Origin of the sequence: Enterococcus avium, from assembly GCF_002891025.1 — a bacterium.
Taxonomy (GTDB): Bacteria; Bacillota; Bacilli; order Lactobacillales; family Enterococcaceae; genus Enterococcus_A; species Enterococcus_A avium.
Genome location: NZ_NBSL01000003.1, coordinates 210,203 through 224,885, shown reverse-complemented (window position 1 = coordinate 224,885; position 14,683 = coordinate 210,203). Strand labels below are relative to the sequence as shown.

The following is a 14,683-nucleotide window of genomic DNA, read 5'->3' as shown; positions in this document are numbered from 1 at the left end:
AGGATTCTTATGATTGGTGCTGTAGTTGTTTTAGAGCTTCCCATTTCCAATTTGCAACTTCTGGAATATCCGTTCCATTTTCACGAATAAAGTCGTGGTGGAATTGAAGGGTTTCATCCATTTTAGCTGAGAATGCTTCTGCTTCCAAGCCATATGCTGCGTTTGCTGCGTCTTGTGCCAAGTGGAAGCGATCCATTTCGCTAAAGACGCGCATATCAAATGGGGTAGTAATATCGCCATTTTCACGGTAGCCATGAATATGAATATTGTGGTTATGACGATCAAAGAAGATATCCCGCACCATTCCTTCATAGCCGTGGAAGGCGAAGACGATTGGCTTATCCGCGGTAAAGATGGCATCGAAGGCTTCATCAGACAAGCCTCTAGGATCAACATCTGGATGGCGCAGCTTCAAAATATCCACGACATTGACAAAGCGGATTTTTAGTTCTGGGAAGTTCTTATTCAATAGAGAAACTGCTGCTAATGCTTCTAGATTTGGTTCGGTACCAGCCGCAGCGATCACCACATCAGGTTCTTCGCCGTTGTCGGTACTTGCCCAATCAATCACCTTCAAGCCTTCTTCTACAAGCTCTTCTGCCTCAGCGGCTGAGTAGAATTGTGGGCGAGGGTGTTTACTTGAAACGATTAGATTGATGACTTGTTCGTCCTGCATCGCTTTATCCATGACCGCCATCAAGCTATTGGCATCGGCTGGTAAATATTCGCGGATAAATTCAGGCTTTTTCTCTGCTAAATGAGTCAAAATACCGGGATCTTGGTGGGTATAGCCATTATGATCCTGTTGGAAAACAGTCGAAGTGGCGATCACATTCAGAGCCGGATATTTTTTGCGCCATGAATGAGCACTGGCTTTGCGCATCCACTTGAAATGCTGCGTCAACATTGAATCGACCACCCGAAGGAAGGATTCGTAACTAGCAAAGAACCCGTGACGGCCAGTCAATACGTAGCCTTCTAAAAACCCTTCGGCCTGATGCTCAGATAATTGGCCATCGATTACACGACCAACAGAAGATTGCCATTCATCCGTTGCGTTCTTTGGTTCTAACCATTGACGGTCAGTGACTTCAAAGACTTTATTTAAGCGATTTGATTTTGTTTCATCAGGGCCAAAAATGCGGAAGTTTGTCGGATTTTCGGTGATCATGTCACGGGCTTGTTGTCCAAAGACGATCATATCCTGCGCCATTACCGCACCTGGTGTCGAAGTATCAATAGCATGCTGCTTCCAATCAGGCATTTTCATTGGTTTTGGTTCAATTCCGCCATTAGTGATCGGATTTTTTGCCATGCGTTTATCGCCTGTTGGAGAAACCACTCGTAATTCTTGCTTGATTTTTCCTTTTTCATCGAAAAGTTCCTCTGGACGATAGGATTTCAACCAATTCACTAATTTGTCGATGTGCTCCATATGCTCAGAATCCACTGGAATTGGTACTTGGTGGGCACGGAAGGTACCAGCGATTTGCTCGCCGTCCCAAGTTTCAGGTCCAGTCCAGCCTTTTGGTGTACGGAACAAAATAACTGGCCAAGCTGGCATCGTCGCCTCTTCGGCTTTGCCTTTACGTGCCTCGGCTTGAATTTCTTTAATATCTTCAATTACAGCATCCAAGGTTTTCGCCATCATTTCGTGAACTTCCTTCGGATTGGTTCCTTCAACAAAATAAGGATTCCAGCCCAAGCCTTCAAAATAATTCGCCAAATCCTCGTTGCTTTTACGAGAAAGGATGGTTGGATTAGAGATTTTTCCGCCATTTAGATAAAGAATCGGTAATACAGCGCCATCATTTACTGGATTGATAAAGACATTTGAGAACCAACCGCCGGCTAATGGACCAGTTTCTGCTTCGCCATCGCCCACAACTGTCGCGGCAATCACATCAGGATTATCTAAGATCGCCCCAGTAGCATGAGACAGGGCATAGCCTAGTTCGCCGCCTTCATGGATCGAGCCAGGTGTTTCTGGCGCCGCATGAGAGGCGATGCCGCCAGGGAAAGAAAACATCTTGCACAGCTGTTTCAAGCCGTTCTCATCTTCGGTAATCTCAGGATAAATCTCGGTATAGCTTCCATCTAGGTAAGAGTTGGCCACCATGACCTGACCACCGTGACCCGGACCTTCGATATAAAACATATTTAGATCATATTTGTTGATGGTCCGATTTAAATGGGCGTATAAAAAGTTTTGACCAGAAATCGTTCCCCAATGTCCGATTGGATGCGTTTTTACATCTTCTTTTTGAATCGGACGGCGTAATAACGGGTTGTCCTTTAAATACATTTGAGCTACCGAAATATAATTGGCTGCCCGCCACCATGCGTCTACTTTTTCCAAATACTCTTTTGAATCAAAATTTGTTGTCATCGAAAAGCTCCTTTGTGGTAAAATTTACTTTTATAGTTCTAGTATAATATACCTTTAACTTGTGAATTTGTAAACGATAAATTTTATTTTTCTTTTGTTAGCTGGAAAATCGTGGGTAAAAAATTGACGGCTCAGAAATCGGAAATGTGTAAATAGCAACATTTAGAAGGTGGTGTCTGATTGAATGATCGTCAAAAAATTTTTGTTTTAGTGATTAGTATTGATTTTATCGTGTTAATTTACAGCCCACTTGGTGTAAGTGGAAGGGTGATGATGTATGATATAAACCAGAATCTTCGTTGAGTAAAAAGAATGTAAGAAGAATACGAGCGAATTTTTTCATGTTCAGATATTCACAATATTATTGACAATCTTTTTTAATTATGGAATAATGCGAAATTAGATTGATGGTGCGTCTTGAAAAAAATGTAAATTCGGCCGAGTGAGCTCTTTTTTTTTAAAGATGTTTGTGATTTTTTTCACCCGTTTTTTATCAAAGAAAGGATGATCGAGTGATGAAGGAAAGAAGACTGCAAACCCCGTTTTATTGTGTCAATTCTCAGGTACTCTGGAAGGATGAAGAGGCTGTCAAGAATGCTGTGCTGGTTGATCAAAAGGTCTCACAGCTAGGAATGGACGCCATCTTTACGGTGTGCAGCGAGGATGTCTCCAAAGTAAAAAATGTGATTCATCGAATCAAACTCGCAATTGATTTTACAGACGCTAAACCTGAAAATTTGAAAAAGCTAAGAGAAGAAGGCGCTGAGGTCATTATTTTCGATGATCTTGAAACGATCTTCAATATAAAAAATATTTTAGAGATAGTCAAAGAACTGAATTATTCCGTCTTAGTAAGAACTGAGAAGCCCTTTGATATTCCTGAAAATGTCTTAAAGGATATCGACATCATCAAATGGAATTTTAGTGATGATCTGACAGATTCGACTGCTAGTGCTCGTTTGAATACGGAGCAAAAAGAATTTTTAGAGACGTTCAAGCAAGCGAATCCCCTCATCGCTGTTATCTATGGTGCAAGGAAGAACATTTCCAGTAACCTTGTCCTAAATACCTTATTGTCAGGCATGGATGGCTTTGGTGAGCTGGGGGGATATCGAACAACGACTGAAAAGCGTTCGGAGATGCTGCACGCGATGAATGATTACAAAAACGTCTTAGATTTCATCAAGTAAATCGAGTAAACTGAAGGTATCAATGATTTAAAATAAGATATTTCGTCAAAAGCCCATCATTTCGTGGGCTTTTTTCTTATTTTTAGAAAAAAATCCGGGTATTTATTTTTTGATTAAGTTATTTTATGTAGGTTTTTGATACGTGGTTGTCGTATTCCTTAGATTAGGATTTTTATATTTTAGTTGCAATCAAATTTTTGGTGTGTAAATCTCGCGAAAATAGGCGTATGTTGTTGGTGTAGATATCTCAATAAAGAATGATTTCAAGAAAGGATGTCACTTCTGCTTTTCACAGCATCTATAGCTCAGAAAAAATAGAAAGCCATAGTCAAAGAAAGCAATAAACCTGTTTAGCAGAATGATATACGGCGTGAGAATCAACTTAATTTTTTGCAAAAAATAAATACATTAAAACGAACAAGGAGGAAATCAGGTGCAAGAATACGGCATCACCAGACAAAAACTATTTACGTTGTCACGGCAGACAATCGAAAAACGCATTCGCAAATTTTACCATGAGACAAAAGATGGCACGGCCACCATCGAACTGTTGATTGCACTGCAAGTCCGAGCAGAACTCTGCGAATCAGAATTCAAGAGTGTGTTACGCGGATTAGCGAATCATATTTTCTTAAAAACCCGCTCAACTGCCGCGATGCGTCGCTATTATATTTATTTTACCGATTATTTTGGAAAGAAAGAATGGCAATTATTATCCGAAAAATTATTCCCAGCGCAAACCTATGTCGCTGAAGAAACTGAACAATTATTAAATCAAATTACCGAAGAACCATTAACAGGATTCGCGGAGTCATGAAGGTGATTTCCAGTCCAAGTGAAGAAAAAATGAAAAACGAAAGGAAGAAAACCAAAAAATGAAAACGATTACGTTAGATGCGGAATTTGCCGACGGAATTGGCAAGTCCCATCATTTGAAATTTAAACATTTTGATCCCACCAAAACCGCGGATCAAGTCAAAACAGCATTAACCAAATTAACCAAGATCGGCCTGTTTGAAAAAGACGGGATCGCGCTATTCAAAGAAGTTTTGCACGCCAAAGTAATCGTGCGAGAAGTCCGCACGATCTTTGATGATCGAGAAAAAACCGAGCAACCCGCGAATGATCCAATGAGTGTCATGTTGGAGACAGCTGGGGCACAGCCAGTTGTAAAAACGACTATTGCAAAAGAAAAACCGCAGCCGCACTCTGTAAAAAATACAGGACACATCCGCTTTCCAGAGGATTTCACAATCACCGAAGAGCAGCCAAAACCAGGCTGGTTGATCAAAACCATTCAGCTGCCATTAGGTGTTGAACCGCAGGATATCAGTGAAAGTCAGGCATTGATGATGATTACATCCAGTCTGCCAGCAGGCGTCTCCGTGGAGGATCTGGCGGTAGATGAACAAGTAACGCCAGCGAAGCTGATCATTACGGCGAAATATGAGGAGGAAGCAGAAGAAGTAGTCATGTCCGCAAATAAAGAATCGCCGCCAGCAAAACCTAAGAAGAAACGTAAACGTCTGCTCAATCGTATGCGCAAACGAGAATAAGTAGCACACTTCCGTCTTATCAAAAAATCCAACGTTGGGATGAGGCGGAAGTGTGCAGGATTTGAAAAGGTGAGTGCAAATTTTAAGCCCGCAAAAGCTGCGGGCTATTCGTTGTGTTTTGTTTAGAAAGTTGCGAATTAGACAATCAGGATTTTGTAAATAGAATGGGGCGGATCATTCTTTATAGTGATCTACTTGCTTGTTTTATGAGTCTCTCTGCCTTGAGACTGTCAACGATTTGGGCCAAAATGTTTAGTCGAAAATCGGCCTTTTGCCCTATGCTGAATGAAAGTAGATTCGGCATAATATAGTCATAAGGAAAACAACTTCCACCTAAACAAAAATTGGAAGTATGTTTTAAAAACTAGGGTAACTAAAAGGAGAAAAAGAAAATGAATAAGAAAATGACTAAATCACAAAACAATCGAGTATTAACAGGTACATTGGCAGGAATCGCAGAGTATTTCGGAGTTGATCCGACACTCGCACGTGTCATCTATGTTTTTGCTAGTGTTTTCTTGATCGGCGCACCAATTCTTTTGTATATCCTGTTGGCAATCCTGATTCCAAATGCAAAAAACAGCACGCGCAACTACGAACACGGCTATTACCAATCAAGTAAAAGCCAACCAAAACAAGCAGAAACAACCGCTGATGATTTTTGGGGAGATTTCTAAAAATAAGCTTCAAAAAACGATTCAAATTATTTGAATTTCAATATAAATCGCAAGGGTGGACGACTAAAACAGTTGTTCACTTTTTTTGGAGATTTTTCTTCCGGTTGTTCATTGTGCAGCAAGTTCTATCAATTGAAATCAGCGGTTCATTTTGATCGAAAACGATCAGAATGAATCGCTGATTTTTCATTTTTATGGTGCTCAAAATTAAGCTGAAAAAATCAATTTCAATTTTGGAACAATCGGCAAAACTAATATCATTTGTTATTTAATATTTTCTGATAATCAAAAAATATAAGTTGTGACATATGTTCCATATGGGTGCATATGCCATAAAATTGAAAAAAAGTTCTAGGAAAGCGTTGACAAACACTTTTTCGATGTTATACTGGGAACTGTTAAACATTTGCCAAATACATTGGCATATGACAAAAGAGGTGGAGGGTTCAAAATGACGTTATATGGTAAGTTATTAGAACGAGAAAAAAATGGTGCTCCAATCAAAGTTGGAGTAATTGGTGCAGGACAAATGGGGTTCGGAATGATTTCGCAAATTTCGACTATTCCAGGGATGATCGTCGCAGGTATTAGCGACATTAATTTAGACGCGGCGAATCGTGCAGCGGAGGCTTACAATGCAAGCGCTGATAAAAAAGTCGACATTCTGATTAGCGAGAATTTTAAAGACATCATTCATTCTGACAAAGTTGAAATCATTGTTGATGCGACAGGCGTACCAGAAGCTGGAGCGCAAATTTCATTAGAATCCTTGATGGCTAAAAAGCACTTAGTTTTACTGAATGTTGAAATTGACATCACAATTGGACCATTGATGAAGAAAATGTACGATGCGACAGACTTGATTTATACGGGTTCAGACGGAGACGAACCTGCTGCAACGATGCAAATGTATGAATTTGCTAAAAGCATGGGGATGGAAGTATTAGTTGCTGGTAAAGGGAAAAATAATAAGCTGATGGTTCATGCTAATCCTGATACGGCTGCTGAAAAAGCCAAAGCACAGGTGATGAGTCCTAAAATTCTAGCGTCATTCCAAGATGGCACGAAGACAATGGGTGAGATGAACCTTTTATCAAATGCGATGGGCTTTGTTCCTGATGTTGTTGGGATGCATGGTATTTCAGCAGATTTAGACGGCACTGTTAAAAATCTAGATTTAAAAGAAAACGGCGGAATTTTAAGCAAGTTTGGCGTTGTTGAATATGTTGACGGCATTGCACCAGGGATCTTTTGTATCGTAAAAGGACAAAATGAAGGCGTTGCCCATGAAATGAACTACTTGATGAAGAAAGGCGATCGTGATCATCATATCTTATATCGCCCATTCCACTTATGTTCGTTAGAAACACCGATCACTATTGCTCGTGCTGTTTTGGAACAAGATACAGCGATCGTTCCAATGGGCGCACCGGTTTCTGAAACAGTCTGTGTAGCGAAGAAGGACATCAAAGCAGGTGAAAAAATTGACGGGATCGGCGGCTTCTGTGTCCGCGGTGTCTTAGAAACCCATGAAGACATGAAGAAAAATGCAAACATTCCAATCGGTTTGATTGCTGGTGCGGTTGCTAAGAAAGATATCAAAGATGGCGCGTTCTTAACGATGGACGATGTTGAGTTAGACGAATCAACCACCGTTTACAAATTACGCAAGCTGCAGGATGAGACATTCGCTTAAAAGTGAAAACGATTTAGGACGCAGATAGAGCCGCTGCTCTATCTGGTCCTTAAGAAATGAGGGTAATAGTATGCAGATTCTATTGATAATTCTTTTCCTATTAATGATCGCGCAAAGCTTTACGAGCATTATTCAAGTGAAATACTATCAGAAATTTATTGCTAGTATCACAGATGAGTACAAAGAGAACTCTTCCTATGAGTTTTACACGGATGTTTCAAAGGGCAAGCTGTTAAAGACCATTGTTGCGGTAGTCGTTGATTCAGAGGGAAGGATTGTCAGTTGTCATGTATGCAGAGGCTTTACCGTATTTGCTCGCTTTAAGGAAGATACGAGTTACCGAGGCGTTTCATTGAAAGGGTTCTCTGAGGAAAAGGCTAAAAAGGCTCGCTTATCTCCAGTAGAGGCTACTCTTGCCAATGTTTATTCCAGAAAGATGGAAACGGTTACTGGTAATTAATAATTAGGAGGAACATTAATGAAGTATATTGAATGGTTTGGTAAAAATTTTATTGGCTTATTTGAAGCTGGTGGGGAACAATTTATGGGATTCATGACAGGGATTGTTCCTTTACTTATCGTATTATTGACATTCACTTATTCAGTCATCGCCTTTATTGGTCAGGATCGAGTAGACCGTGCAATCCGCTATTGTTCAAAATATATGCTTCTTCGCTACTCGATTATGCCGATTTTATCCGTAATGATGTTAACAAATCCGATGGCCTATACATTTGGAAAGTTCGTTAATGAAGAAGAAAAACCTGCGTTTTATGATTCGGTTGTTTCGTTTTTACATCCAGTTACGGGACTTTTCCCTTATGCCAATGCTGGTGAGCTCTTTGTTTACCTAGGGATTGCCAACGGGGTCATGAAAGCTGGCTACAGTCAGTCAAGTTTAGCTGTACGCTATTTCTTGGTAGGGGTAGTAGTGATTTTATTTAGAGGAATTGTCACTGAACGGCTGACGAAGTTCTTGATCGCAAAAGAGTCAAAACGTGCGAATGCGTAAAAACGAAGCGTACTCTAAATGGGAGGGAAACAAATGTATAAATCAGTTTTTGTAGAACCAGGAAATAATGGCTGGGGTGTGGGCTTCACCCTTACACCATCAGATAAAAAGAATAAGGTTGTGTCAGTAACAGGCGGCGGGATTCATCCGGTGGCTCAGAGAATCGCGGATCTTACTGGCGCTGAGGCTTGGGACGGCTTCAAAAATCAAGTGCCGGAAGATGAAATGCTTTGTGCGGTCATTGACTGCGGCGGGACAGCAAGAATCGGCGTTTATCCGATGAAGCGCATTCCGACTGTCGATATTTTACCATCATCACCATCAGGACCTTTAGCCAAGCATATTACCGAAGATATTTTTGTATCAGGGGTAAAGCCTGAAAGCATTAAGCTTACTGACGAGCAGGCTGCACCTCAAGCGGCTGCTGAAGCGACCGTAGCAGAAGAAAAACCTGCGGAGTCAGAAGAAAAATTTGAAGAGAAATATGCCAAGGCCAAAGAAGAGCACGCTAAGGAAAATGCGAAGAAGGATGGCTTTTTAGTAAGATTTTCACGCGGCATAGGCGGCGTTATGGGGGTATTCTATCAATCCGGCCGTGACGCGGTGGATATGCTCTTGAAAAATATCATTCCATTTATGGCCTTTATTAGTATGATGATCGGGATTATCAACTATACCGGGATTGGTGATTTGATTGCCAAAGTGCTGTCGCCTCTAGCGGGTTCGCTTCCAGGGATGATTGTTTTAGCCTTAATCTGTAGTATTCCAATTTTATCGCCGATTTTAGGACCAGGTGCTGTCATTTCTCAAGTAATCGGGGTATTGATTGGGACACAAATCGCGAATGGCTCGATCCCTGTTCAATATGCGCTACCGGCTCTTTTTGCCATCAACGCCCATGTTGGTTGTGACTTTATTCCTGTAGGCTTGTCCCTAGGTGAAGCAAAACCTGAGACCGTTCAAGTCGGTGTTCCAGCGATTCTATATAGTAGAATGCTGACAGGCTTTACGGCAGTTATTCTGGCTTATTTTGCTAGCTTCGGAATGTATTAATCGATAAGAATTGGAGGAAACGAACATGGTAAAAACAAGAATTGTAGAAATCGGTTCAATGGTGCCGGCGTTTGAGGAGGAACGTTTGATTATTCTTTTCGGACCAAAGGCAACGCCTGAATTACGAGACATCTCGGTAATACATGAGGTTCAAGAACAGCCAGAAAATTCAATTCAAGTCGGTGGAAAATTGAAAGTCGGAGAAAAAGTGTATACTATAGAAGAAGTTGGATCTCAGGCGAATCCGAATTTTGATGAATTGGGTCATGTTTCGATTTATTTCCGCAATGAAATTGGGGAAATTCTGCCTGGGGCGATTATTGTTAGTCCGGGAGAATTTCCAACCATTAACGTTGGGGATGAAATAGCATTTATTTAACAAAAACCTCCCTCTTTTGATGGGGAGGTTTTTTGTACAGGAGGTTATCATATGGATATTCTGGCTGATCGTGACTTGGTTAGAGTGGCAACGATGTATTACAAAGAAGAGATGAAGCAATCAGATATCGCTAAGCAATTAGGAATTTCGCGGCAATTGGTTTCAAAATACTTAGTTGACGCCAGAAGTAAGGGAATTGTCGAGATTAACATTAACAGCTCAAGTGCCTATTCAGTTCAGTTGGAGCTCAAATTACAGAAGGCTTTTGGGCTCAAACGGGTGGCGGTTTTGGATACGAGCTACTTGGAAAAACAAGAAATTGAAAAATTGATTGTTCAAACAGCCATCGCGGCATTTCGCAAGGACATTGCCAAGGCTCGTAGAATCGGTGTTTCTTGGGGGAAGGTCCTGCGCAGATTAGTTGATGAATATCCTTATGTGAACCAGCCTGAGTCCACGATTATTCCGCTGATTGGCGGGATGGGATCAGATAAAGTGGAGGTTCACTCGAATCAGATCGCCCATGACCTATCCAGAAAAATGCGGGCAAAATGTAAATACCTATACGTTCCTGCTTTGGTAGATAGCAGGGACATTAAGAAAAACCTCGTTGAAAATGTGACGGTCAAGGATGTCCTTGAAGACGGGAAAAAGGTAGATTTTGCTTTAGTCGGGATCGCCACGCCATTTTCTAAAAGCAACACGATGACAGAAATCGGCTACATTGATCAAAAGGATATTGCCGATTTAGCCGAAGCGAAGGTCGTTGGCGATGTTAACTCACGCTTTTTTGACAGTGAGGGCAATGAAGTGTGTTGTCGCATCAATGAGAATGTCATTGGCATTAATTTACATGATATTCGCAAGATTGAAAAGGTCTGTGCCATTTGTTTTGAGGATGAGAAAAAAGATGTTTTGTTCACCGCGGTTGAATCAAAAATCATTAACTGTATCACACTTACGGACGGATTAGCCGAGTATTTACTGGCTAGAAAAAATCAGACGTAAGCCGATGAGATTATCTGGCACCATTTTACTGGAATGAAAGGGGAAGCAAATGAGTCTAGCTGACGACAAAAGGCTATTGGTAGAAATAACCTCATTGTATTACGAACAAAACAAAACACAAGAAGAAATTGCCCAAAAAATGAACATCAGCCGATCATTGGTTTCAAAGTTTTTGGCTAAAGCCAGAAACGAAGGAATCATTGAATTTACGATCAATGATCAGTTTGCGGGACCCTATAGAGAGCTGGAAGAGCAGCTAAAAGAAATGTACGGACTAGAAGAAGTTGTCTGCGTGGAATCCACCGATCAGCACTTTCAAGGCAAAGTTTTAGGACTGGCTGCCGCGAAATACTTATCCAGGATTCTAAAATCTCATGATGTCGTGGCCGTTTCATCAGGTACCACCGTTCATGAGGCAGCAGAAAATTTTTCTAAACAGCATCAATTGCCAAATGTGAAGTTTATTCCATTAGTCGGAGGTCTGGGAACAGAACACCTTACGATCCAATCAAACCGTGTCTGTGAACTGCTGGCTACTAATTCTGGCGGGCGTTCAGTTGAATTGCACGCGCCAATCACCTTAGATGATATCGAGGCCAAACAGGTCTTAATGAAGCAATCCTTTATCAAAAAAGTTTTGGATGCAGCTGAAGCAGCGGATGTCGCGCTAGTAGGAATCGGTGGGACGCCTGAATTTTCTACCTTGACTAATGCCTATTTACCCGAACAAATCGACAATGATCCAGAATACTCACAGGAAAAAATCGCCGGTGATATTTGCTACAATTTTATTGATCATGCTGGAAAAGCAGCGAAATGCAGCTGGAACGATCGAGTCGTCTCGATTGAGCTAAACAAGCTAAAAAAAATCCCCTCTCGAATAGGCGTTTCAGGCGGTCATAAGAAGCTCAGCGGGATCAAAGCAGCTTTGAACGGGCAATTGATCAATGTGTTGATTACTGATGAGAAGACGGGGAGAGAATTGGTTAACGTTTGATGCTCGTTTATTCACCTAAAATAGGAAGAGATCGACTCATAAGACGCTACTTATTAGTCGCTGTTTATTCGTGAATGTGAGCTGATCCGAAAGTCTATAAGACTTTTGGGTCAGCTCCTATTTTTGTTGAGAAATACTGAGAAAATTTAACCTTTTTCGATTGTTAACGTATACTTGCGTTGCAGGGAAAATAATGAGTGAAAGTGTGACTGGTTATGAAAAGAGAAGCTGTTTTAAATAAGCTAAATCGACAAATTTATGATGGGAAGTTCCTTTTAGGTGTTGCAACGGCCACCGGAATGAGTGCAATTAATGCGAAAAAAGGTGGAGCAGATTTAATATTAGCCTTGAATTCTGGAAAATTTAGACAAATGGGCCGAAGTTCATTAGGCGGGTATTTGCCATTTGCAAATAGTAATGAATTAGTTATGGATTTCTCCACAAAAGAATTATTGCCAATCCTAGGGAATTCTCCGGTCTTATTTGGTGTAAATGCAACAGATCCATTACTAGACTCGAGTGAACTAATCCATCAAATTAAAGAATGTAATTTTGCAGGAATCGTTAACTATCCAACAATCAGTTTGATTGATGGGAAGTTTAGAGAAGCACTAGAAGAAGAGCAGATAACCTTTTCTCAAGAGGTAGCGTTTATTGGTAAAGCCAAAAAAGCTGGTCTATTTACCATGGGATTTGTCACTAATATTAATGAAGCTGAGCAGATAGATCGAGTGAATCCAGAAATTATTTGTATCCATCTTGGCTTAACTGAAGGCGGTAATTTAGGTGCAAAAAAAATGAGATCCTTTGAAAATATGCTTAGTACTATTCAAGATATTTGTCTTAAACTGAAAGAGCTTAAATCAACTAGCATTATTATGATTTACGGCGGACCCATTAATGATTTGATAGAAATTCGTTACGTATACAATAAATTTCCAGAGATAAAAGGATATATCGGCGGATCAACCTTTGAAAGAATTAATTCCGAACAAATTTTATCTTCCCAGATTAAGTCTTTTAAAGATGCTACTCACACGCAACATGATAATCTGACCATTCAAATTTTGGAGGGAATTGAAAAGTATTATGATTATGTTGACTTCGTAAAAAAATATATCAGTGAGAATTATTCAACGACTATCTATATGAGTGACTTGGCTGATTTCACAAACTTGTCGCCTAGCTATTTAAGTGATCTATTTAAAAGAAAAGTAGGTATTAGCTTTACCGAGTATTTAATTAAATTTCGACTGAATAAAGCCATTGAGTTAATGAATTCAACGAATCTAAGATTAATAGAAATTGCGAATAGTGTGGGGTATTCGGACTATGCTCAGTTTAATAAGATCTTTAAAAAATATATGAAGCAGTCACCAAAAAAATACAGAAAATCTAATATATAAACTATTTATGCGAATGATAAAACGTTTTCAATGCTGGCTTTGCTACCTATAATCAAGTTGTAAGCAGTTAACTATTGAATGAATAAGGAGGTAGAAATAATTGAAAACTGTTGCTTTAGTAGGAACTTTTGATTCAAAAGGTACAGAGTATCAGTACATCAAAGAGCTTCTAGAAAAACTTGATTTGAACGTATTCACTATTCACACTGGTGTATTCGAGTCAGCTTTTGTTCCAGATGTTGATGTAGCTGAGATTGCTGCAGAAGCCGATGAAGACATTGCGTCAATCCGTAAACGTAATGATCGAGCTTATGCAACGGAGGTTTTATCGAGAGGGTTAAAGCGTTTACTTCCAAAATTATTTGCAAAAGGATTGTTTGATGGTGTTCTTTCTTTTGGAGGGACTGGCGGGACCTCGTTAGTTGCTCCTGGGATGAGACAGTTGCCGATTGGTATTCCCAAGTTGATCGTTTCAACAGTGGCTTCGGGAGATACTAGTGTTTATGTTGGCACCAGTGACATCATGATGATGCCTTCGATTGTCGATGTATCAGGGCTAAATAAGATATCGAAGCGAATTTTTGGAAATGCCGTTTCTGCAATGGCTGGGTTGTTGAATTATCGATTTGAAACTAAAGAGGACGAGCATCCATTGGTTGCGGCTACTATGTTTGGCGTTACCACACCGGCTGTTAATTTTGCGCGAGAGTATCTTGAAAAAAACGGCTATGAAGTTCTAGTATTTCATGCAACTGGAATTGGTGGTCGAACGATGGAATCACTAGTTTCGGATGGATATTTCACAGGTGTGCTTGATTTGACAACGACAGAATGGGCAGATGAGTTGGTCGGAGGAATCCTAAATGCTGGAGAACATAGACTAGAGGCTGCTTCATTGGCAAAAATACCACAAGTTGTTTCACTTGGAGCGATGGATATGGTCAATTTTGGGCCCTTTGACACGGTTCCTGATCAATTCAAAAATAGAAATTTTTACAAACACAATCCGACTGTAACATTGATGAGAACGACTGTCGAAGAAAATGAAAAATTAGGTAAGATTATCGCAAGCAAGCTAAATTTAGCTAAGTCAGAGACCATTCTAGTTATTCCGAATGGCGGATTTTCAGCCATTGATGTAAAGGATGGACCGTTTTATTGTCCTGAAGCAGATAAAGCGTTGATTGATTCAATTAAGAAGCATTTAACTAATGAAAGTGTCAAATTAATTGAAAAGGATCAAGCAATCAATGATAAGGCGTTCGCTGAATTTTCAGCGCAGCAATTAATCAACTTAATGAATGAAAAGGGGAAATGAAT

General features: G+C 40.3%; 14 protein-coding genes. 13 read left to right on the top strand and 1 reads right to left on the bottom strand.

Going from position 1 to position 14,683, the window contains the following annotated elements; genetic code table 11:
* Nucleotides 1–7 precede the first annotated feature (7 nt).
* On the bottom strand, nucleotides 8–2,389 hold the full coding sequence (locus AUF14_RS16745) for a phosphoketolase family protein (protein WP_102866211.1): 2,382 nt from the start codon (nucleotides 2,387–2,389) through the stop codon (nucleotides 8–10).
* A gap of 515 nt (nucleotides 2,390–2,904) precedes the next feature.
* On the opposite strand from AUF14_RS16745, the gene AUF14_RS16740 reads away from it, so the two are divergent.
* The 13 genes from AUF14_RS16740 to AUF14_RS16680 all read left to right on the top strand — a co-directional run bounded on the left by AUF14_RS16740 (nucleotide 2,905) and on the right by AUF14_RS16680 (nucleotide 14,681).
* Nucleotides 2,905–3,579 carry a hypothetical protein gene (locus AUF14_RS16740; protein WP_102866210.1) on the top strand — a complete coding sequence of 225 codons (675 nt, stop codon included), beginning with the start codon at nucleotides 2,905–2,907 and terminating at the stop codon, nucleotides 3,577–3,579.
* Between the two features lie 433 nt (nucleotides 3,580–4,012).
* On the top strand, nucleotides 4,013–4,396 hold the full coding sequence (locus tag AUF14_RS16735; protein ID WP_102866209.1) for a hypothetical protein: 384 nt from the start codon (nucleotides 4,013–4,015) through the stop codon (nucleotides 4,394–4,396).
* A gap of 58 nt (nucleotides 4,397–4,454) precedes the next feature.
* Entirely contained in the window at nucleotides 4,455–5,135 is a 681-nt protein-coding gene (locus AUF14_RS16730; RefSeq protein ID WP_102866208.1) for a DUF2922 family protein, read from the top strand.
* A 392-nt stretch (nucleotides 5,136–5,527) separates the two neighbouring features.
* On the top strand, nucleotides 5,528–5,812 hold the full coding sequence (locus AUF14_RS16725; protein ID WP_102866207.1) for a PspC domain-containing protein: 285 nt from the start codon (nucleotides 5,528–5,530) through the stop codon (nucleotides 5,810–5,812).
* Nucleotides 5,813–6,263: 451 nt separating this feature from the next.
* Nucleotides 6,264–7,508, top strand: coding sequence for an NAD(P)H-dependent oxidoreductase (locus tag AUF14_RS16720; RefSeq protein ID WP_016179015.1), 1,245 nt, complete (start codon nucleotides 6,264–6,266; stop codon nucleotides 7,506–7,508).
* A gap of 70 nt (nucleotides 7,509–7,578) precedes the next feature.
* Nucleotides 7,579–7,968 carry a transcriptional regulator GutM gene (locus tag AUF14_RS16715; protein ID WP_016179016.1) on the top strand — a complete coding sequence of 130 codons (390 nt, stop codon included), beginning with the start codon at nucleotides 7,579–7,581 and terminating at the stop codon, nucleotides 7,966–7,968.
* Nucleotides 7,969–7,986: 18 nt separating this feature from the next.
* On the top strand, nucleotides 7,987–8,520 hold the full coding sequence (srlA, locus tag AUF14_RS16710) for a PTS glucitol/sorbitol transporter subunit IIC (RefSeq protein ID WP_016179017.1): 534 nt from the start codon (nucleotides 7,987–7,989) through the stop codon (nucleotides 8,518–8,520).
* A gap of 33 nt (nucleotides 8,521–8,553) precedes the next feature.
* Entirely contained in the window at nucleotides 8,554–9,573 is a 1,020-nt protein-coding gene (gene srlE, locus AUF14_RS16705; protein WP_016179018.1) for a PTS glucitol/sorbitol transporter subunit IIB, read from the top strand.
* Between the two features lie 25 nt (nucleotides 9,574–9,598).
* Nucleotides 9,599–9,952 (top strand): PTS glucitol/sorbitol transporter subunit IIA, encoded by a 354-nt coding sequence (locus AUF14_RS16700; RefSeq protein WP_102866206.1) that lies wholly within the window; start codon nucleotides 9,599–9,601, stop codon nucleotides 9,950–9,952.
* A 51-nt stretch (nucleotides 9,953–10,003) separates the two neighbouring features.
* Entirely contained in the window at nucleotides 10,004–10,960 is a 957-nt protein-coding gene (locus AUF14_RS16695; protein ID WP_102866205.1) for a sugar-binding transcriptional regulator, read from the top strand.
* Nucleotides 10,961–11,009: 49 nt separating this feature from the next.
* Nucleotides 11,010–11,957: a sugar-binding transcriptional regulator gene (locus tag AUF14_RS16690; RefSeq protein WP_102866204.1), complete on the top strand. Its 948-nt coding sequence runs from the start codon at nucleotides 11,010–11,012 to the stop codon at nucleotides 11,955–11,957.
* Nucleotides 11,958–12,172: 215 nt separating this feature from the next.
* Entirely contained in the window at nucleotides 12,173–13,363 is a 1,191-nt protein-coding gene (locus AUF14_RS16685) for a phosphoenolpyruvate hydrolase family protein (RefSeq protein ID WP_102866203.1), read from the top strand.
* A 100-nt stretch (nucleotides 13,364–13,463) separates the two neighbouring features.
* Nucleotides 13,464–14,681: a Tm-1-like ATP-binding domain-containing protein gene (locus AUF14_RS16680; protein ID WP_102866202.1), complete on the top strand. Its 1,218-nt coding sequence runs from the start codon at nucleotides 13,464–13,466 to the stop codon at nucleotides 14,679–14,681.
* Nucleotides 14,682–14,683: the final 2 nt, after the last annotated feature.